The organism is Mycoplasma sp. 6934, from assembly GCF_055523595.1.
This window is the reverse complement of sequence record NZ_JBVFVE010000001.1, coordinates 555,632-578,426: the sequence shown is the minus strand read 5'-3', so window position 1 is coordinate 578,426 and position 22,795 is coordinate 555,632. Positions and strand designations below refer to the sequence as shown.

14 protein-coding genes are annotated in these 22,795 nt (G+C 26.3%); 6 read left to right on the top strand and 8 right to left on the bottom strand.

Annotated elements, in window-relative coordinates; translation table 4 throughout:
* Positions 1–11 precede the first annotated feature (11 nt).
* From AC0B4S_RS02515 to AC0B4S_RS02490, 6 genes are read left to right on the top strand one after another with little or no spacing between them, the layout of a single operon-like run.
* Entirely contained in the window at positions 12–1,592 is a 1,581-nt protein-coding gene (locus tag AC0B4S_RS02515; protein ID WP_465101544.1) for a hypothetical protein, read from the top strand.
* On the top strand, positions 1,592–2,302 hold the full coding sequence (locus AC0B4S_RS02510) for an ABC transporter ATP-binding protein (RefSeq protein ID WP_465101543.1): 711 nt from the start codon (positions 1,592–1,594) through the stop codon (positions 2,300–2,302). Before AC0B4S_RS02515 ends, AC0B4S_RS02510 begins: the two co-directional genes overlap by 1 nt.
* Complete coding sequence (locus AC0B4S_RS02505) at positions 2,280–3,299, top strand: aromatic motif membrane protein (protein ID WP_465101542.1); 1,020 nt, start codon at positions 2,280–2,282, stop codon at positions 3,297–3,299. Before AC0B4S_RS02510 ends, AC0B4S_RS02505 begins: the two co-directional genes overlap by 23 nt.
* Positions 3,289–4,158, top strand: coding sequence for an aromatic motif membrane protein (locus AC0B4S_RS02500; RefSeq protein WP_465101541.1), 870 nt, complete (start codon positions 3,289–3,291; stop codon positions 4,156–4,158). Before AC0B4S_RS02505 ends, AC0B4S_RS02500 begins: the two co-directional genes overlap by 11 nt.
* Positions 4,151–5,098, top strand: a complete 948-nt coding sequence (locus AC0B4S_RS02495) for an aromatic motif membrane protein (protein ID WP_465101540.1) — start codon at positions 4,151–4,153, stop codon at positions 5,096–5,098. The genes AC0B4S_RS02500 and AC0B4S_RS02495 overlap by 8 nt, the downstream gene beginning before the upstream one ends.
* A gap of 4 nt (positions 5,099–5,102) precedes the next feature.
* Positions 5,103–5,897, top strand: coding sequence for a hypothetical protein (locus tag AC0B4S_RS02490; RefSeq protein ID WP_465101539.1), 795 nt, complete (start codon positions 5,103–5,105; stop codon positions 5,895–5,897).
* 74 nt (positions 5,898–5,971) lie between these two features.
* Here the strand turns inward: AC0B4S_RS02490 and AC0B4S_RS02485 are convergent, their stop codons facing one another.
* From AC0B4S_RS02485 to trmB, 8 genes are all read right to left on the bottom strand, one after another.
* Positions 5,972–16,093, bottom strand: a complete 10,122-nt coding sequence (locus AC0B4S_RS02485) for an SGNH/GDSL hydrolase family protein (protein WP_465101538.1) — start codon at positions 16,091–16,093, stop codon at positions 5,972–5,974.
* Between the two features lie 595 nt (positions 16,094–16,688).
* Positions 16,689–17,591, bottom strand: coding sequence for a 16S rRNA (cytosine(1402)-N(4))-methyltransferase RsmH (gene rsmH / locus AC0B4S_RS02480; protein WP_465101537.1), 903 nt, complete (start codon positions 17,589–17,591; stop codon positions 16,689–16,691).
* Positions 17,584–18,030, bottom strand: a complete 447-nt coding sequence (locus AC0B4S_RS02475; protein ID WP_465101536.1) for a division/cell wall cluster transcriptional repressor MraZ — start codon at positions 18,028–18,030, stop codon at positions 17,584–17,586. Before AC0B4S_RS02475 ends, rsmH begins: the two co-directional genes overlap by 8 nt.
* A 106-nt stretch (positions 18,031–18,136) precedes the next feature.
* Positions 18,137–18,808, bottom strand: a complete 672-nt coding sequence (locus AC0B4S_RS02470) for a potassium channel family protein (RefSeq protein ID WP_465101535.1) — start codon at positions 18,806–18,808, stop codon at positions 18,137–18,139.
* Between the two features lie 6 nt (positions 18,809–18,814).
* On the bottom strand, positions 18,815–20,668 hold the full coding sequence (locus AC0B4S_RS02465) for a potassium transporter TrkG (RefSeq protein WP_465101534.1): 1,854 nt from the start codon (positions 20,666–20,668) through the stop codon (positions 18,815–18,817).
* An 83-nt stretch (positions 20,669–20,751) separates the two neighbouring features.
* Positions 20,752–20,994, bottom strand: a complete 243-nt coding sequence (locus AC0B4S_RS02460) for a YneF family protein (protein ID WP_465101533.1) — start codon at positions 20,992–20,994, stop codon at positions 20,752–20,754.
* A gap of 56 nt (positions 20,995–21,050) precedes the next feature.
* The gene (locus AC0B4S_RS02455) at positions 21,051–22,130 is read right to left on the bottom strand and encodes a zinc-binding metallopeptidase family protein (protein WP_465101532.1); all 1,080 of its coding nucleotides are present in this window, start codon (positions 22,128–22,130) and stop codon (positions 21,051–21,053) included.
* The gene (gene trmB / locus AC0B4S_RS02450; protein WP_465101531.1) at positions 22,120–22,749 is read right to left on the bottom strand and encodes a tRNA (guanosine(46)-N7)-methyltransferase TrmB; all 630 of its coding nucleotides are present in this window, start codon (positions 22,747–22,749) and stop codon (positions 22,120–22,122) included. The genes AC0B4S_RS02455 and trmB overlap by 11 nt, the downstream gene beginning before the upstream one ends.
* Positions 22,750–22,795 lie beyond the last annotated feature (46 nt).

Genomic DNA, 22,795 nt, shown 5'->3' with positions numbered 1-22,795 from the left:
GAGGAAAAACATTGACAAATTTTTTATTTGCCTTTTATTGATCATTGGTTTTAGCAATCTCAAATTTTATAATTTTAGGAGCTTTAAAAGACCAAAATATAATTGCTTTAGGTTTTTTATCAATACCAATTTTTAGTTTAGGATATATTTTATTTGGTAATATAAGCTCTTTAATTGCTTATAAAGTTAATGCTAAAGTGGCAATTACCATTCCTTTGGTCTTATTTAGTCCACTTGTAATTGGTGGAACCATTATTTCAACTAAAAGCACTTCAACAAGCAATAATATTGCTTATTATTTAAACACCAAATATGAAAATAATCCTTCTGGAAACTTGCCAAACTTAGAAAAATTTTATTTAAATAACAAACAAGATACCTTTTACATTATTCCTAACGGAAATGATAAAAAAGAATTACGAGCTGACCAAAGAGAATATTTAAAAGAAGCATTTAATTATTCAAAAAACTCAGCCTTAGAATGACAAATTTATTCTTATTTATCATTACCTTACCAATTTGTTGATTATTTTAATACTCAGAATAAAAATATTGCTGAAACATTTGTTGAAAGTTCAAACAATAATTTAAGTAATTATATTTATTATAAAAATCAAGATACTTATACTTATAATTATGATTTAAATAAAAATGTTAATTTAAAACTTTATCCAATTACTAGTCATATTGTTAAAAAACAAGATTCAGATGGTAATTATCTTAAGGATCAATATGGAAATGATATTATTGAATCTAGGGTCAATAAAAATGCTTATTTAATTCCTGGTTCATTAAAATCATATAGTCACATTGAAAACTTAGTTAATACAAACTTAATTTATGCAAGGGAAGGGGCTGAAAGTTTTGGACAAAAATTCCCTGAAGATAAATTTATTTATTCAGCTTCAGATAATTTAGTTGGCCAAATTAAATGAGAATATTTAAAAGAACTTTTAGAAAGCGAAGTATTCCAATACTATGCAAAACAATTTGTACAAGCTTTGGCTAACGAATTTAAAGAAGCTTCATTAGATAATGTTTTTGAGGTTAAAGATATTATTTTTAAATTAATTTCACAACATTTAAAAATAGATTCAGAATATGAACTTTTAAAAATACATGATATTCGCTCTGTTGTTTTGAATAAAGATTCTCTTGAAAACCGTAGTATTAAAACTATTATTGAGAAGAAAATTTATATCGCACTAGGATTAATTTACTATTTATATTTTACATATAATAATACATTTGTGGCCGATGCTATTTTATTTAATACAACAACGAATAATTTTGATCCTCATTCAATTAATTTAGATATTGAAGGCTTTAGATATAACTTAGGAGGTTTTGCTAACTATGTAGCAAAACAACAAATTGAAGAAGATGAAAATAAAGAGCGAAAAGTAATTATTAGATATGAATTAGAACCATCTAATAATTATGCCTTTCAACCGGTTGAAGAAGTTTGGCAAGTAGCAAGAAATAACATTCAAACAGTTAATAAAAATTATTACTTTTTAATCTGAATTATTTTAATTGTTGGTTTTGTTGCACTTAATAATTGACTATACTTTAAAAAGGATTATAAATAATGGAAACAAAAATTTTAGAAGTCAAAAACTTAAGTAAAATCTATGACAATAAAAATGAACAAACTGGTATATTTGATTTAACATTTAGTGTTCCAAAAGGATCATTCCATGCTTTTATTGGCGAAAATGGAGCAGGAAAGACAACCACAATCAAAACAATTATTGGTGCATATATTAACCATACTGGTGAAGTATTTATTAATGGGATTAGCATTAAAGACCATAAAAGCCGCCTTGCACTTGGGTATATTCCTGAAAATGCAATTTTCCCCAAAGAATTAACCGTCTTAGATTACTTAATGTACCTTGGACAATTAAATGGAATTGCAAAAGAAGAATTATTACAAAAAATTGATCAATATTTAGAAGAATTTGAAATTAGTGATTTAAAACGCAAAAAACCATTTAATTTCTCTAGTGGTCAAAAGAAAAAAGTTTTATTAATTCAGGCTTTGCTAAACAACCCTGAAATAATTATTTTAGATGAACCAGCTGCCAACTTAGATCCAACGGCCCGCTACCAATTGTTTAACATACTTCAAAACTTACGTGAAAAAGGAATTACAATTTTTATTAGCTCACACATTTTAAGTGAAATTGATAAATTTGTTAATACTTTAACCTTAATTCATAAAGGTAGAATTGTATATTCAGGTGAAAAATATGCAAGCCTTGAAGAAATTTTTTATGAAAAAGTTATTAAGGTTTAATTTATTAACAGTAAGTTTTGTAAGTATGCCTTTAATTATTTCATGTTCAGAACATAATAAGCCAACAACTTCTCCTTACCAAGATTTAATCCAAGAAGATTACCAAATTAATGAAATTATTGAAAAGTTTGTTAAAGATAATTTAAAGCAAGATGATCCAAAAAGATTAAAGAGTTTTTTTAATGAACAATTAAGAGTGGAAGAAAAATTTAAATCAGAATTGAATATGTCTTTAACTTTTGCACCTTTATTTATACCTAAAATTGAGGAAATTGCAGAACGTTGAAAATTAAAAACAGCTCTTAATTCAGTTAAAATAATATCCTCAACCTTGAATGATCGTTGGTTTTGGTATTTACAAAATATTGGTAATTTTACATATGTTTTTAATAATTGAATGCCAAATTTTAAAGAACATAGAGCCCAATACCAAGAGGAATATTTGAAAAACCAATCAAGTTTTGAAGCATATTATGCAAACCAAAAAACATTAAGCAAAACATTTAAAGATTACCAAATAGTTGAATTTAGCAACTCATTTAGTTTATGACAAAATCCAACAAATAAATTTTTTAATCATAAAATTACTTTTTTAAGATTGAAAAACAAACAAGATCATAACATTCTAATTCCTATTTTTCTTTTTGAAAAAACTAATAATAGTTCACAAAGAGAAATCTTTTTAACTGGGGAAATATTTACTTTTCAAAATACGATAAATAATTTTGAAATGTTATATCAAACTTTATCATCATATATTTCAAAAGGAATGGAGTTTTATCCACAAAAAGAATTAGATTATTACCAAAAACTTAATTCTAATAATAATTTTAATCCTAATCCAATTTTAAGTGAGTTTAATGATGAATATTTTTTAAATCATTATCATAAAAATAATTATGCAAATGCATTTTATTATGCAAATGAATTATTTGATAAAGAAATACCAAATAATAAAATGTATCGCTATACCTGGGGGTTTATCGATGAGAAATAAGAAATTTAAATATCTTTTTTTTACTTTAAGTATGTTACCTTTTGCTACAGTTTCATGTGTAAATTATTCAAAGCAACCAGAATTAAATAAAATAATTAATAACGTTGATGCAATAACTTCAGTTTCAGATGATAATAAAAACAAAACTCACAAAACTATTATCGATACAATTTTAAATAATGCCTACCGGTTTGATTTTATTAAAATTCAAGAATATGTTAATTCCCAAACATCCCCTGATAGTTACCAAAATTTAGTTAATCAATTTAAAGAAATTACAAATAACTTTAAAAATAGCAACGATAAGAAAAAATACGCCTTAGAGCAAAATGACTTTTTTAGTAAAAATTGGTATTTTATATTAAATAATCTTGATAAAATTGAACTTACTTTTGTTGAATTTGTTACTGTTGACTTAGCTAAAAATTATTCAACTAGTGAAGAATACAAAGAAGAAATCATACCTAAAACTAACAGAATAAAAAATGGCATTGATAGAGGAACTTGGGAATTTGAAAATCACTTTTTGGAAGCAATTAGAGAAGGTATTGAATCAACTGAACTAGGTGATGTGGTGGTTTATTATATACGTAAAAATAAGCTTATCTTTAGGGTGATTATTAATAATCTTCGGGCTGAAAATACTCAACCTGAAGTACAATTACGTCCAATTAATTGATATTTTGGTGAATCTAAAGCAAATACAATTTCACCTTCACTAATTTCAAATGTAGTACATCAATTATTTATTCATGGATACGAGCGCGGGCGTCAAGAATTTGAAGTTGAAATGGTAAAAAAACAAAAGTATGGCTCACCAAGCTTTGTGTTCCTAACTTGGAAAGATAAAAATGTTTAGAAAATTAAAAAAATATTTATTTGTATCACCTTTAATGTTAATTACATTTGGGTTAGCTGCGAGCTGTTCTTCAAATAGCCTTGACCAAAAAAATCAAGAAATTAAATCAATTAAAATATCTAACCAATCAAAAGTTGACCAAAATTGAGAAAACTTTATTAACCGTAATTACATCCAAGTAATCTTAAAGTCAATTTATAAAGATGATTTAGAAAATCAAAATAAATACATTCAAACACAAAAAACTTTAAGCCAAGATTATTTTGCAGAATTACGTACCAAGATACGATATTCCAATAATATAATTTATCCATATTTTAATAAAGAAGAAGAAAAATATAAAAATAATCAAGCACATTATGCTGCTTTAAGTGGTAATAATGCTATTGTTGATTTATATACTAAAAATTGATTATTCTTTTTATTTAATTTAGATAAATTTACTTTCTTACAATATACTGAATTGCAAGCTTCTGATGAATCACAAAATGATTTAATTGATGAAATTGAAACTAACAATTTAATTTACGATGCTTTTTATACTCCAGCAAGTAACGAAATAATTGATTTTGTAGTTCAAAAATATTATAGCGAGAAAATTCAAGTAAGCGATTCACAAAATACTAGTGAACCTTATGAAATCAGAATTTACTTATTAACTAAAGATGGACGAATCTTACATTTTGATATCAGCGGAGATCATTCAAATAATTCAATCTCTGAAAGTTCGCCACCTGCTTTGCATAGTTATTTATACTCATATCCCAAACTAATTACTAGTAAAGATAAATTACGTGATTTTGATTTAAAAAAATACGTCGAAGTAGCAGCTGAATGAGATGATGAAAACTACACTTATAGCGATATAAATAAAACTTTATTTACTGATGAATATGGTGCAAAAGAATTTCGTTACATATTAATAAATATCAAAGGATAATATTATGAAAAAATGACTTTTAACTTTAAATATTTTACCAATAATGAGTGTTATCTCATGTACTAACAAAGAGCCCCAATCTGGCAATGCAAATACTAGAGACATTGATTTATCTAATCCTCAAGCAGTTGCAAGAAATGTTAAAAATATTGCCGATAAATTAGGAATTGAGGACCTTGCTGCTTCTGTTAATAACACAAATTTAAAATGAAATGAGTTTACTAAAAGGTTTGATACTTTAAACTATACTGATAGTGATTATGAAACAAAGTTAAATGATTTATTAAATGAAAATTGGGCTTTGTTTCTTTCGAATTTAGATTATTTTGCTTACTATAAATATCCAAATACTAAGTGATTTTTATATCCAGAAAAACCTAATGCAAAATATTCTGATATATATAAACATAGTATTGGATTAATAAAAATTGAAAACGAAGCCATCCCACATAACCACATTAAACAAGTTGATAAAGTTGTCGGTTTTAAATCCTTTAGCGATATATCTGAAAGTTTTACCTCTAAAATAACAAATAATACTAGAGTATATGTTTCGCTGGGTAGAGTAATTATGCAACTTGAAAAAGTTGATAATAAAGTAAAAATTATGCCTCAATTATTGTATTTTATTAATGAACCAGGATCTTATTCAGGAGCGATTAATGGAAATTACTGGGAAGTTGTCAAAGAAGTTTTAAATGTACATCCTGATAATTTTACTGAAACATTAGGCGCAATTATCGATCGCACTACTAAAGAAATTGGTTATCCTGCATATGTCTATTTGGGGAAAAAATAATTTTGGAAAAACCACCTATAAATTTATAGGTGGTTTTGTAATGCTTTTAAATATTAAAGTATTTATATCTTGAATTATCTTTTATGTAAGAAACCATCTTTTAATGAGTCTAATAATATATCAGTATTTGCACGTCCTGTATATCTATCGTTGTAGCCAACACGGTAGTAAACATAGGCTAATAATTGATCTGATCAATAGTTTCAATGACGTGTACTTGAAGCACGGTTTCCTATTATAAAATCGGTATTATAAGATCTAATGCCATATCACGAAGAATAACCACCCATAGCTTCTAATTCTTTATTAGATAGTTGCTTAAACTTATCTGGATAAGTATCTCTAGCATCACCAAAAGCCATGCTTAGAGAATTAACCACCATGGAAACAGCATCTAAACCGATATTTCAGAACCATCCGCCAAGTTCAGCTTTGTCTTTTAAGAATCATAATACAAGTGCTGTTATACGATAAGCAGCATGATATTCTGGATTACCTTTAGGATTATTTATATTATATGTTTTATTTGACAATTTAACTAACATTTGTCTAAAAATTGGACGGTAGAATATTCTTAATAAATCTGCAACTCGATCCCTAATTGTAAGTACACTGTAATCTTGGTAAAAACCATAACCTTCTTCTGTATCAATTGGTGCTTCAGGTGGTGTTGGAGTAGGAGATGGACTAGGAGTAATTGGTTTACCAGGATCCACTGGTGGTTTAGGTGGATCAATTGGTTTACCTGGTTTTTCGTGTTCTCATTCTCCATTCATTAATGTATTTTTTATAAATCCGTAAATACCAGTCATTTTAGTGCGGTCACTTGCTTCAAAAATACGGTTAATAAATCTAACATAATTATCATCCCCTAAACTATCAATTAAAGCCTTTAAAAAGGGAATATTCTCATAAATTTTGCTAAGTTGGAATGTTTTATAATCTCATGCTAATAGAAAGTGGAATGCTCCATCAGTAATTGCACGAATTACGATTTTTGGATCATCACGTTTTAGTTTTGAAAAATCAATTAACCTAATTCTTTCATAGATTTTATCAATCATACCCTTTAATTCGTTGCGGTCAGCAATAAATTTAAAGAAATTACCAACCATGTTATTAACCATCGTGGCATCTTGGCCTGTAAAACTAAACATAACATTTGAATCTCTTAGTTTTGAAATTAAAACTTGTGCAGCACCTTTAACTAACCTTTGATCAGGATTTTTTAAGGTTGCTTTTATTCAATTATAGAAATTATCTTTTAATTTACTTGAAGTTTCTGTAGGAGCATTTAACAAGGTGTTTAGAGCCGTTAATCAACTGTTATTTTTTTGGTATTCATTGATTCTAGTTATAAAATCACTAATTGAAGTATTTAATGCTTGCCGTAAATCAGGGTTATTAATTGCAAGTATTAACATGTCTTTGACAAGTATTTTATCAATATCTGGATAACTTGCTGTTATTAATTCTACAATGCCAAATTCATCAATTGCAGCCCTTATTCTATTTTGATCATTAATAAAGTTACTAATTGCTTCAAATGCAAAATCAATAATTAATTTTGAATTCTTTTGAATTAATTCATCTTTTAAGAGTTTTTTAATTGTATTAAATTCAGATATCTTTAAATTGCCACTTAATGCATTTGCGATTACGCTAGGAATTTGTTTAAGATTATTTGCACGTGATACTGTTTCAAAAACAGCATTTAGTGCATTTGTAAAGATTTCCTGGCGTACTAAAAAACCACCAAATCCATCAGCAAACTTACGTTTTAGTTCATTTGCTTGCGAAGTATTACGAATATTGAAGAATTTAATTCCTTTGTCAAAAACAGCTATAATAGAATTTTTGGCGTTAGTTTTCTTAAATCCATTTTGTAAAATTTTAACAATTTTAGCTTGGAAGTTTTGTTTGTTATTTGGGTTATTAAAGTAAATTTTAAAGATATCAACTAAGCTGTTAATATTAGAAAATTGTGATTTATTGTTGATAATATAAACCATAATTTCACCAACAACTTCTTTAATTGAACTTGGATCTAAAATATCATCAATAACACCGGTAAAGTGTGTTTTATCAATGAAATTACGGGTAATAAATGCTCTTGAACTACTTGGTAATAAACTTCAAACGAGTTCTCCAAGTTGCACATCTTTTATTAAGATAGTAGTAGCATTTTCAACCACAACAGTTAAATCTAACTTAGCAATTTCAAAAGCAGAATTATTTAAAACTTCTTTAAATAATTGTGCAGCTCTTAAGTCAAAATTATCTTGACTTATAAAGTTATTGACACTTTTTACTAAACTATTAATAATTGAGTTAATTGTAAGTGGGTCTTTTGATTTTTTGAGATCCAAAATTAAATTATCAACTAAGTTATCAGTAAGTTTTAAATTCTTATTAAAAATATTGACAAGTGAAAATGAGTTTTTAACAAAATTTTCAGAATTTGACAATCTGTCAAAGATTTGACTATATTTAGTATTCTTAACTTCATTAACCGTTATTTTACTAATAATGTTGTGAAAATTAGTATTGATTAAAAGTTTGTTTAAGATAGTTTTTAATAAATTTGCAGAACTATTTGAAAAAGAAGAATCTTGCAATAATCTATTTAATAAATCTCAAAAATCATTTGCTGATTTAAATGCATTTCAATTATTAACTGAAGCTCCAAATAGATCTTTAAAATTATTTAGAATCTGGTTATCACTTAAAATAGCTTTTAAAACGCTTTCTAAATCAGTCTCAGGAATTTGGTATTTAACTAATACATTGCTTTGACTTGCAGTATTTACAAAAGATTTAAGTAATTCATTATTTTGGCCAATATTAGTCAAAACACTGTTGAAAATTTGTTTTAAATCATTTTTATTATTACTTAAATTTTCAAAATGAATAAAGAATTTTTTATATGTTTGATATGAACCAAGATTTAACTTGCTAGAAATTCAATCTTGTAACCTACTTATAGCTTGCTCAGTATTAATTGATGAAGTAATTGAATCAAGAGTTTGAGTAAATAAGTTAGGTAATAATTGAATATCTTTTAAATAATTGTTAAGATTATTTAAAAGAGCAGATACTAATGCAGTTTTATTAATTCCATTTAGGTTAATTTGGTAATTTTTAGCTAAATTATCAATTAATCTTAAAGCTATTTCAAGCACCTTAGGATTGCTAGATAATGAATTTGCAAAAGTATTTAAATATGAAATAATTGCATTTTTAACAGGTGCTTTTGTTAAAGCTGTTTTAAGTAATTCAAAAAGATTATTTGTATGATTTAGCCAGTTTGTATCATTAATAAGTTCAGGGACAATACTGGTTAAGGCATTATTTAAACTAGTATTATCTAAAGCTATTTGCCCTAATAATTTTAAGGTTTGTTTATCTATTAAGGTTAAAAATGCTGTATTTTGCTCAATATTATCAACTACTTGGTTAAAAATATTTGCTAAAACACCTTTATTTTTTAAACCAATTAATAGTTGCGAGATTGCTTTTGCTAAAGTTGCTTTGTCATTTTTTAAAAAGCTAAGGTTTAAAATCTTATCGACAAATTGTTTTGGATTATCCTTTAATTTTGATTGAATAATTAATGAAACATCGTTAGTTAATGCTTTAAATTCATCAAGCATTCCAGTTAAATTAGTTTGAGAACTTGCTGATTTAATTCTAATAAAGAATTTATCAATAATTGGTTTTAAAATATCAGCAGCTTCAACTAGTTGATCTAAATTATTACTTATATTCGTAATTAAATTTTTAATTTTTGCATCAGTAACTGAAACCCCATAAGTAGTGAAAGTTTGCATTAAAAAGTCATTAATTGCCTGCTTAACTTCAGTTGAATTTTTTAATAAGTCATTTATTAATCCATTAACGTCGGTTTCAAGTTTGTTTGTATCAATGATACTTAATGTTTTCTTTAAAACATCAAAATATGAAGTAACATCTTTAAATTCGTTGATTCTGGTTATAAAGTTATATACAGTATTATTGAAAATTGAGTTGAAGTGTTGGTTTGCCAGAATGTAATTAAATAATGTTTTAAGGGAACTTAATGGTATAAATTTAGCAATAGTGCTTTTAGCACTTTGAGGTAAGGCATCAAGAGCATTATCAAAAGTACCTTGTGTTTTTAAAATATTTATGATATTAGAAAGTAATTTAGTTAAATCATCTTTATTTTCTGCAAATAATTTTGAATTAGCTAACTCTTTAATTAAAGCAATAACTTTGCTTTCTTGGTTGGTTGAGTCTCCTAAATGTTTTTGTAGTCCATTAAGAATTACATTTGCAGTTTTAGTTATGTTAACTTGGGAACCATAAGTTGCTAAGGCATCAAAAATTGTATTGAAGATCAATTGGCTAAAGTTTAGATGTTTATCAATTATGTTATAAACATCTAAAACATTATCAACAATTCTTTGTTTATTTTCTATTCCTTTGAAGTATTCTGTAAAAGAAGGATTATTCAATAAGTTAGTAAGCAATTCTCTAAATGAAGTTTTAAATTTATCATTTAAGATTGCATCTTTAATAAATTTAACTAAAGGTTGCTCAATTTGTGATTTTAAAGATGGAATTGTAAAAATTGCTTTTACTAAATCATTATATGTTGTTGCTTTTTGTAAATGATTTAAGTTGTCTAACACAGTATTAACAATAGTTTTAAGGATTACTTTAAAATCGTCTTTTACCAAAATATCCGCTAAGGCATTTTTTAAAGTATTGTTAAGAGTTTCAGATCCAAATAAGTTAAGACCAACGTTAGTTAAAATTGGGGTAAGTGTTTCTTTTGTTACAAATTTTTGAATTAATTTTTCAATAATATGTTTTATAAATTCTTTTTCTTTACTTAAAAAGTTTGAATGAATAATTGATTTAATGAAATCATATTCTTGGATATCAACAGCATTAGTAAGATTATTAATTAGTGCTGTTTTTAGAGTCTCTAGATTAGTAATTGATTTAAGTTGCTGGTCACTAAAATTAAGTGTTTTATAAATTAATGAAACATTAGAATCAAAATAAACAACGTCCTGAACAAATTCCTTGAAGTTTTTAAATTGATCTAAGGTAAGTTTTTTACTTTCATCGATAAGTTGTTCACTCACTAGTAATTTATTAAGTGGTTCTAAAAGTAAATTGTAATTATTTAATAATTCTAAACTTGCAAATTCAATAACTTCCAAGAAGTATGTTTTATTTTTAGTAATAACATTAGATTTAACAAATGCCTGTATTATTTGATCAAGCTTAGTTGTTAAATCAGCAAAGATACTATTGGTTAGTTTATTAATACTTAAATCATTATATAAGTCATTAAGATTTTTATGTGAAGAATTTCAAATAGCATTTGAAATATAATCAATAATTTTTTGATTAAAGTTTGCTATTTTATCTATTGCATAATAATCTTTAATTAAGTTTTCAATAAATCCTTCAGTAGTAGATTTTTTGTATATTTTAGGATATTTATTTTCTAAAATTTGTGCTAAAAGTTTAACGATTGAATTGCTTCAAGATGGAGTATTAATCTTACTAAATATATTGGTTAATAATGTTTTTAGTTTAGTATGATCAATTGATTTTAAGGCTGTAAAAATTAAATCTGATAAAGAGTTAATTTGAGCAAGTTTTTGACTATTATTTAAAATTGAGCTAACTAATTCGAAAATGTTATTTTTAACTGCGTTATCACTTAAAACTAAGGTTGTTAAATCTGCAAGGTCTCTTAAGTTTGCATATTCTTGAATTTTTGATTTGATATTTTCGGGTAATATTCCACTAAGCAAGGTTGGGAATTTCTCTTTATCATTAGCAAAATGATTATAAATATTTTTAAAAACTTGTAATATTGCTTGTTTATTTTGTGTTAAATAATTTTGACTTATCGCTTTAATAATTCTAACTAAATTAGTTTCAAGTTTATCAGCTGCAAATTCTTTGAAAAGTTCTTTAATAAAAAATGAGATTAAACTACTAAAATCCAGCGAATCACTACTAATAAATTGTTCTAAGCCACTAAATAAATGTTTAATTAAATTAAGGTTGGTTAACTCACTAATTAAAGTATCATAAGTATTATTTAAAAATGTTTGTTTATCATTAACATTTTCTAATACTCAACTATATGAAGGCTGGTTTAAGAATCCTTGCAATAAGTTAACAACAACTTTTTTAATTGTGTGGTCTTTATGAACTCCACTAACAAAACTTGCTATTTCAGTTCCCAAGCTTTGTAAATTAGTTTTATCATTTAAAACCACTTTTAAAGCTTGAATTAGGGAAGTTGCATTTTTTAGGTTATCAAGGTTATTAAATAATAAATCAATTGCTAAATTAAGGGCTTTATGCAAGTTTTCATTATTGTAAATTAATGAAATAGTTGTTTTTATTTCATCCTTAGTTATATTATAAGGTAAACTTTCAGGTAATAAAGAATTAATAAATTCAGGGAATTGCGGTGATTTTATCTTTGTTAAGAAATCATTTAAAAATTCTTTTAATAAGTCTTTAGTTTCTAAAACTATTGGAGATGTTAAGATAACTTTATAAAGATTTAAATCTTTAAAATCAAAGAAGTCTTTAAATTTATCAAATAAATTAGAGGCAATTTGATCAATACTATTTGCCTCAGATAGCGTATTAAAAATTAAACTAAAGAATTGCTCATATTTATTGGTTGATTTTAAAATATGTTTAATACTTGGAATAACATTATGAATTAATGATTGATATTTTTTATCAATTGCTAAAAAACTATCTTTTGATATTTCAACTAAGGTTTTCGCTAAGGTTTTATTCAGTGAAATATCATTAAAAAGATCAATGCTAATATTTTTTAGGCTATTTTTAATTAACTTTTTAACATCAGCTTTTACTAATAATGTATTAATTAAATCATTCGTATCATTTAGTTTATCTAGTAAATTAGGATCATTAATAATTACTGTAATTGCACTATAAATAATGTTTTGTGTTTCAGGGTTATTAATTAGTGTAATAAATAATTTTTTGATTTCATCTTGGTCAAGGTATTTAGATACATTTGCATTTTCAAGCAATGTAGACAAATTATTGTTCACCAAGTTAACTAATAATCCATTTGCATTTAAATCAGCATAGACAATTTTGGCAATTGTCCCAATAAAATCAACATTATTTTTAATATATGGTTTATTAATAAGTTTTTTAGCAAAAGCAATAGGATCATTAATTTTTGTTTGGATAACGTTTAAAAGTTTATCTGAAAGACCATTAAGATCGCCAAGGATGTTATCTGAATTTTTAATTTCTTTAAGGTGCTCAAAGAATGTATTAATAACTGGTTCTAAAATATTAATATCATCTAAAGTTGGATTTAAATCATTGATTAATGATTGGATAAATTCATGATCTTTAGTTGTTAATTTAATATTTGCAGAACTTACATAGTTAGTTAATGAACTAATTAAAAATTGTTTAAATTCAGATGAATTACGGATTTTATTTAGGAAGCTTACTAAGTTTGTTTTAAATAAATCTAGGTTAAAATTACTAATTATTTTAAGAATTACTTCATTTAAACTTTGAACATTTTTAAAAGTATCATAGTTTTTTAATGTTGCATCAACTGTTGACAGCAACATTTGTTTGGTTTCAGTTAAATTAAGAACAAATTTAAATACATTATTTAAATCTTGTTCATTGAAAAATTTACTCAATGTTTGGTTGCTTCTTATTGCACTAGTTAAGACCATGCTTACAGAAGAAATATTTTGAGAATCTAAAAGGTTATTTAATAGTTGTGAAAGTAAATCTTGGTGGCTAGCTATAAATTTAGAATTAGCTAAGATTTTAATTACTTTTACTATATTACTTTCATAATCATTATTTAGTAAAAATGATTTAAATGAATCAACAAAAGCTTCTGAAACTACTTGAGTTATATTACCAAGGCCGCGAATTGCAATTTTGTTTAATACATTTGCAATCAAGTTATCAACAATTTTAAATTCAATATTTAATTCTTGTAATAAATCAAAACCATTATTAGTTGCTTGTTTCAGTTGTTCTTTAGTAATATTTTTAGTTAAATTAGCTTTTTCTAGTGAACTATAAACAACATTGGTTACTAAGTTTTGAACACCTTCATTATTAATAAAATATTTAAAATTATTATTAATTAATGATGATAATTCATCGTTATTCTTTTTATCTGCGATAAATGCATTAATAAATTGTGAAAGGTTTGAAAGATCACTAAATTCATCAGAATTGTAGATAAAGATATCGATTAACTTGCTAATTAAAGCAACAAAATCTTTAGAACTAATTAGATTATCAAAAATCTTATTTATATCAGTTTTTTGAATATTGTAGTCTTTCAATACATTATGAATTGGATTAACTAATAAATTACTAATTGAATCTTTAAAGAAGCTTAAAATATTTTGAATAACTTCTTTAATTGCTTTTGATAATTCATCTTTATTAAATTTAACTAATTCACTTCGTGCAATTCCGCTAATTACGTATGCTAAATTATCAAGAGATAGAATATTACTTGTGACAATTCGTTTTAAACTTGCAAAATCTAGGTTTTTATCTTTAGTAGCTAAATCAATTTGAATTTGAATATTAGCTAGAATTTGAGCTATTTTTTGTGAACCAAAAATTTCTGAAGTTAAATTGGCAAAATAAGTATTACCTTTAGTTGAAGTTTTATTAAGTAATGTTTTAAGAACACCGTTTGGATCAATTTGTTCGTAAACTGAGCTATTTGTTAAGAAATCAAGAACATCACCAATGTAATAATCAAAGACATAAGCTAACTCTTTTAAACGGCCCATGAAGTTTAATGGTGTTCTTAATAAATCAATTGAATATTCATAATCACTTGTTGTATTAATATATTCATATGAACTTTTTCCTAAAACGCTTTGATCAGGATTATCAACTTGAATTTGATAACTAGCTGTATTGGCATCTAATTTTAAATATTGATCTGTAAAATTGTAATTATCATAATATTTTTGATTTAAATTTGGCTTTGTGATCTTTAAATATAAATCCATTGCCATTTTTTTGTAACCTTTAGTTCCAGGGTGTATATCAAAGAAAATGGCTGATAGATCTTTTGCATTTTCATTCCAAAATTCATTATTATAAGTATTAACGTAATTTACATCTGCATTAATTGCTACTTCTTTTAATAAATCATTAAGGATTTCTTGCAATAAATCTAAAACTTTTAAACTACCTAAATTACCTATTAAGTTAGTATTAATATATTCATTAAGAACATTGAACAACATTAATAATGGCATTGGATATGAAACAATATTAATATTAGCTTTTGGTGCTAATTCTTTTAATTGCTTTGCAAATGCAATTAAACGCTTTCTCATTTCAGGCAGTGCTTTTTGAAATAAGCGGTTAACAAATTTAATTGCATCACCTAAAATTGGTTTATTATCAAAAAAGTTTTTAATTAAGTCTAAACTTTCGGCATCTCCAATTGTGTCAAATAATAGACCAAAGAAGTCATTTGCTCCCAAAGTAAAGGTAATTAAGTTTGAGTTTTGTAATTCATTAATAATTTGTTGTCGTTTATTATTAAGTGAACTAAAAATAACACTTGGATTTGTGCTAAAGCGTTTATTATCTAGTTCAAAATTTAAAAACTTTATTCAGTCCAGAGTTGTAGCTCCAGAAATTGCATAGTTATTAAATGATTCAACACGATTATTTTGATTTAACATTCGTGCTAAAAATGCAGGATATGATAAACCTGAAACACTATTATTAGCTTCGAGTTTACCTTTATAATCTTTTGGTAAAGTACCATCAAATCCCGCAGTAATCGAATCACCAATTGCAACATATCTAATTTTTTGGTCTGAATAAATGATGTTATTAGATATTTTACGTGGTAAATCACCATCTTGTGGTTTTGCAAGTTTTTGGGTATTATTTCCTGCTTTTGGATCACTTGTTACAAACTTTATTTTATCAAGTGAATCACTTGGTTTTTCATCTTCCTTAGGTTTTGGGTCTTTAGGTTCTTGATCACCTGAACGTCCAATTTGAACTGATGAACCTGGTGCCTTGCAGGCAGTGACTACTGATGTACTGATGCCTAGTGCAAAGAGCACTAAAAATAAACTACGTTTCTTATTTTTTGATTTCATAATGCCTCACTTTTTAAATAATATAATATATTAATATATATTATATAAAATTAAATGAAAAATACAACACTTGTAAATGCCTTTCAATCAGTAAAAATATATTAAAAAACAAGCATTTTAATTTGCTTGTTTTTGTTATAAAAAAGTTCTAAAAGTTGCTCAAATACTAGTTTAAAAATATTATTAAAACTTATTTTATACAGAAAAAGGAGGTACAAATGTAACACAAAACAGGGCAGCAACTATATTTAATATATAGTATTAAATAATAAAAGCATTTAAATAACTAAAAATATGCTTAAATTATAATGTTTAAAAATGTAGCTAATATTTTTAAACAAGTTATAATACTAAGTTAATTTAATTAAGTAATGATTTAATTATTGCCTTAAAATAAATATTTAGTTTATTTTTTTAATAAGTTTATCGTATTAAATGTGCGCACAAATAAACTTTAAGATTTATCATTAGCCCAAAACAAATAACAAAGTTTAATTTAATAATCAGCTAAATTAATTAGATTAAACTAAAATTTTATTTATAATAATTATTAATTGAAAGGAAATTATTTAAATATAAACAATATTTTGATTTACTAAGCAAGTTTTTTGATAACTCTTAATTTTGCACTTTTAGACCTTTTATTTTCGGATAGTTCCGATTTTGAAGGAGTTAGTTGTTTAATCACATATTTTTTTTCCTCTTGAATCGGCATCTTATGAGGTAAATTTGAATATGTGATTTTTTTAATAAATTGCTTTACAATGCGATCTTCTAAGGAGTGAAATGTAATAATCGCTAGGGTGCCATTATTATTAAGTAACTCTAATGCATCGTTAAGCATAGTTTTTAACGAATCTAGTTCGTTATTTACTTCAATCCTTAAGGCTTGGAAAACTTGTTTGGCGGGGTTTTTTTTGCGTAAAAGTGCTGCAGGGTATGCTTTTTTGATAATCTCTACTAATTCAAGTGTAGTTGTAATTGGACGGTTTATTATGATGGCCTTAGCAACTTTTTGTCAAAGCCTTACATCAGCGTAATCACGTAAGATTCGTTCTAAACTAGCTTGTGAATAAGTATTAATTAATTCAAGAGCAGAAAATTGTTGCTCTTGGTCCATACGCATATCCAAGGTAGCATCTTTGTTATAACTAAAACCACGGCTTGCTTGATCAACTTGAGGTGAAGAAAATCCTAAATCAGCAATAATACCATCTACTTTCTCGATATTCAATTCCCTTAATTTTGATTTTATATTTTTGAAATCACTTTTAATTAAGGTGTAATTGAGACTTACTTGTTTTAACTTAAAATCAGATGCCCTTATGGCAAATGAATCTTTATCAAAACAATATAAATGTCCATTCGTTATTTTTTCGAGGATTTTAGCTGAATGACCTCCTAGACCTAATGTTAAGTCAACATAAATACCATCAGGCTTAATATCAAGAGAATCAATAGTTTCATTAAGCATAACTGAATAGTGTAATTTATCCATTATGTTTTTCAGAAAGTTCTTGTGCGATTAAAGCAATATCATCAAGAGTGTGTTCATTAACAAAACTATTGTATTTCTCTGCTGATCATAATTCTACTAGTGTTCCAGCGCCAATAAAAATTATTTCTTTTTGGATAGCAAGTTGTTCGACCATTTGTTTTGGTAAACTAATGCGATTCATATTATCTAAGCTTACTTCAAAACTATTTCCTAAAATAGAGCGTGTAATAATCCGGGCTTTTTTATCAAATACACTTTGATTTTCTAACATTTTAATGTATTTTTTAAATTCTTCCTTACTGCGTAAGTCAGCATTCCCATCAAAGCCAATTGAAATCATAAAATTCGTGCCTAAATACTCTTTTATATTAGATGGTAAAACAACTCGGTTTTTTCCATCCATGTTTCGTGAGTGTGTTCCGTAGATAATATTTGACATTTTTTCCCACCATCCTATAATATTTTACCACTTATCGACCTTCTTACCAAGAAAATAGTAATAAAAAATGAGTTTTTTCAAACTCATTTTTTGCTTTAATGAATAATTATTCTTGTTGGAGTCATTCAAATGCTAGGCTGACATCTGAAATATCTCCAATTAAGGTAACTGTATCATTATAATGTAATAATGTTGAACCAGTTGGGCGAATGCTTTTACCATTATTTTTTACTAAAACTAAACTTACACCCCGCTTGTTAAAATCAACATCTTTAACTAATTTATTATTAAGTGAGTGGTTTTTTATTGTAGTTGTACCAATTACAAAATCATCACCAATTTCTTGAAAATTTTCACTATATTTTAAAAAGTTGCTATTAGCAGCTATTAATGCAGTTCGTTTCCCTGATTCATTTTCGGGACTAACAATTAAATCAACACCAATTTGTCTAAGAACACGGCTGTGTCTTGGTGTAGTTGAGCGTGCAATAATGTTTTTAGTTCCTAATTCTAATAATGCGGCAACAATCTCGATATTTTCAGGAACTGCTACAACAACTGTGCCAACTGAACTAATTTTATTAGCTTTTAGTAAACGAGTATCAGCGGCATCACCCAAAATTAAATTATCTATATCATCTTTATAACGTTTTAGCAATTCTTCATTACTATCAATAATAGTTATTTTTTTATTTAGTTTTAAAAGTTCATCTACAATTGATTGACCAAATCGACCAAGCCCAATAATAACTATGTCATCTGAATAACTAAATTTCATATTTTCCTAACCTATAACTATGTCAGTAGTTATATATTCATAATGTCTCTTATTACTTTTTTTCCTATTTCAAACAAGTAGTGATGAAGAAATTCCAAATTGACCAATAAACATCACAAAAATTAGTGCAATTTTAGAAACAATATTAAGATCTCTTGTAATACCTGTCGATAAGCCAGCTGTTCCAAAGGCACTAGCGACTTCAAAGAAGATATGCTCAGACTCATAAGAGGTAATATGAGCTTCAAATGTTTTACTTAATAATGCCTGATCTGTATTAACATTTCCACCATAAATATCAAAGGAAGTAAATAAGACAAAGGAAGCCATTAGCAATATTACTAAACCAATAATAAATACCTGGCCAGCCATAAATACATTTTCAGGGTTGATGCTGCGCTTAAAAACTCTAACCCTTGAACGTTTCAAGATAACTGAAAGAATTGTTAAAGAAACAATTGCAAAGGTAGTTGTTCTAATTCCTCCACCAGTTGAGGATGGTGCTGCGCCTATAACCATCATAATTAATAAAACAAAAAAACTTGTTCGTGAAAAATCTCTCATGTTAACAGTAGCAAAGCCAGCACTACGAGTTGATAAAGAAGTAAATACTAAAGCGAAAACTTTATCAAAAGTACCGCCATACATTTGACCTTGGTTTAAAAACTCTTTTAAGGTGCCATTTTTATACCCAATTAACATACCATTCTGATCAAAAAATTTAATAATATTAAGGTGGTTTTTATTTAAAATATTAAATCATTCTTTAGCACTATCTGTTGTTAAAGCTGAACTATCATTAAGGCTTGTTAATGATCTTAGTTCTTGATAAATTAGCTTACCTTGCTGAGTTGGATTTTCTGAATAAAAACTTAAAGTATAAAGCCAATTATTATAATCATTTTTCATAGCATCTGGAATGTAGACTTTATTTCAAAAGGTATTTGCATTAATTGAAAAAAATTCAAAACCAAACAACATTGCCAAACCAACTAAAAAAATTAAAAGATATGTAATTGTTGATACTTTGGTAAATAATAAGAAACGATATTTATTTTTTTTACGTTTAAGTTTATGTTTAAAATAACGGTTTATATCATAAATAACCGGGAAGCCTAGACCCCCTAAAACCAGCAAAATAATAAATCAAAATTGCAAAGCAAAATTTTGATAATAAGGCATTAAGGATCGACCTGAAATTAAATCAAAACCAGCATTATTAATAGCTGATATTGTATGAAAAAAACCAAACCTAAATGCTAGTGACCAATTTCCCTGTGGATTAACATATCCATCAAGAGTTTGTTGGATGCCAAAAGTATGCTCAGGATTAGCATAATAAAAATAAAAACTCATGGCAAAACCAGAAACCAAAATGACAGATAAAATAAATGTTACTGAAGAAGTTAATAAATTTCCAATTTTATTTACTTCAGTATGGTTTCTTTCATATTGGATCATTTTGTAAACATTCATAGATTTTATATTTCGTTTAAAAATAAAGTTAAAAATGTAAAATTTTAAAACAAAAATCCCTAAACCGCCACAGATAATTAAGATTGCCAAAATAATTTGGCCTAGAATATTTCAATGTAGGTGTGTGTCGTAAAGAACTAATCCTGTGTTACTAAAAGCACTTGAAACTGTAAAAAGAGAATTTAAATAGCTCTTTGCACTATATCAATCTTTCTCTGGATTAGTTTGAGTAATTGGGCTTCATAAAAATAAACTTGCAATAATCAGAATTAATAAATAAACAAATAGTAAATACTTTAATTTAGAGAGTCTTTTCCACCTTTGATAAAAATTATTAAATAATTTAAAGAGTGGATTTTTTTTAAATTTAGATTTTAATATCATTATTTTCATATTAATTGAACTTTCTGAAAAAATGCAAAAAATAAAAAACATTATTATTAAATAATGATTTAATATTTATTAAATTAGTTATCTTTTGCATTTTGCATAGAACGCATGATTTGGCGGATTTGTGTTTCGCTTGCTTTTCTACCCATTTGATTAAACATCACACGTAACATTTTTTCATTTACCGGTGGGTTTTCACGCAATTGTTTTTCAAAGAATTTTTTAGTTAGCATAAAAGTAACAAATGCAGCTGCAGCTACCGCTCCAATTACTACTAATATAATCATTAAAATAAATATTCCAGTAGTCATTTCTACCATAATTTTGCCTCCAATTTTTTATTAATTCTAATAATTTAAATTAATTATACTATATTTTACTTAAAAACAATATTTTGATATGTCTCATTATCAAAATCTTCTAAGAACTTTATAATTAAATTAGCAGTTGCCATTAAATCACTTATGGCACAAACTCCAATAGGGCTATGTAAATATCGTTGTGCTAATGAAAGAGTTAAAGTTGCAGCCCCGCCATTAGGAGAGTATTGTAACTCAGCAGCATCAGTTCCGCCACCTGCAGCTACAAACTTATATGCTGGTATATTGTATTTTTTTGAAATATCTATAAAACATTTAATAAGTTTTGGGTCCATAAGTGTCCCACCATCTTTCACCCTTAAAGCAGCACCTTTAAATAATGCAGTAGTTCCAGGTATTGTACCAATTGTATCATGGGTTGATGTTGTATCTAATGCTATAGCAATATCTGGTTTTATAATAGATACTGAGGTTCTAGCGCCCCTTGTTCCTACTTCTTCTTGAACAGTTCCAACTAAATATAAATCTACATTTAAATCTTTGTTTGATAGATCTTTTGCAATTTTTTCCAAAATAGTCACCCCAGCACGATTATCCATTGCTTTCCCACCAAGTAAATCTGGATTATCAAAGTATATTGTTTCGCCCGAGATAAAAATCGGATCTCCTATTTCAACACCATTATCTAGAGCTTCTTGCTCACTTTTGAAACCAAAATCAGCGTACAATTCATCATTAGTTAATGCTTTTGCAACTTTTTCACGTTCCATGATGTGAATGCTAGTATGTCCAAAAACACCTATGAATTCTTTACCAGCTCCTACTTTTAAAATAGCTTTTGTCCCAATAATAGTTGAAGCTCAAATTCCGCCAATTGCTGATAGTAAAAGTTGCCCTTGTTTTGAAATTGATCTAACAATGTAACCAACTTCATCCATATGGGCTGCAATCATTACTTTTGGAGCATTTTCAACTTTTGACTTTTTGTAAAAAATTACTGAGCCAAGTTTATCCCGTGAAACCTCATAAATGCTTGGAATATTTGCTTTTAGTTCGTCAACAATCGGTTCCTCATATCGTGACATTGCTTTGATTTCTAAATATTTTGTTAATCTTTGTTTAAAATTATTTTTCATTTTCTTCCTTTCAATTATAGCGAGCAATTAAAAAATTAATATTTTTACCTTGATTTGCTCATTTTGTTTCATAGCCTGTTTGATAATTGTTAAGATTATAATTAGATTTGTGTAAATCAGTAGTGATATCTGTAATTATTCAGTTGTTTTCTTGTAATGATTCAACTGAGTAATTAAATAATTTATCATTATCTGTTTTAAATCACAAACTACCATTTTTAACAAGTAAATTTTTGTATAAATCTAAATAAGTTTTGTAAGTTAAACGGCGTTTCTCGTGAGCATTTTTTGGTCAAGGGTCAGAAAAGGTTAATCAAATTTGCTCTACTTTTCCAATAAAAATGTCGTTTAATTCTTTTGCATCTTTAGTAATAATAAATAAATTCTCTAGATTATATTGTTTTATCTTAGTCAAAATTTTATTAGCAACAGTTTGATATTTTTCTAATGCATAATATTTTATATTAGGATTATTTATCGCAAGTTGCACAATCATTTCCCCTTTTCCTGCTCCAATTTCAATGACATCATTTTTGGATACTTGAATTGGAAAAGTTTGCAGATAAAATTTAGAATTATTAAGTTTGCCCTGTGCTGTATTATCAAAACGTAATCTCATAATTACATATTATAAATAATTATTGCATTTATAAACTAACTTATTT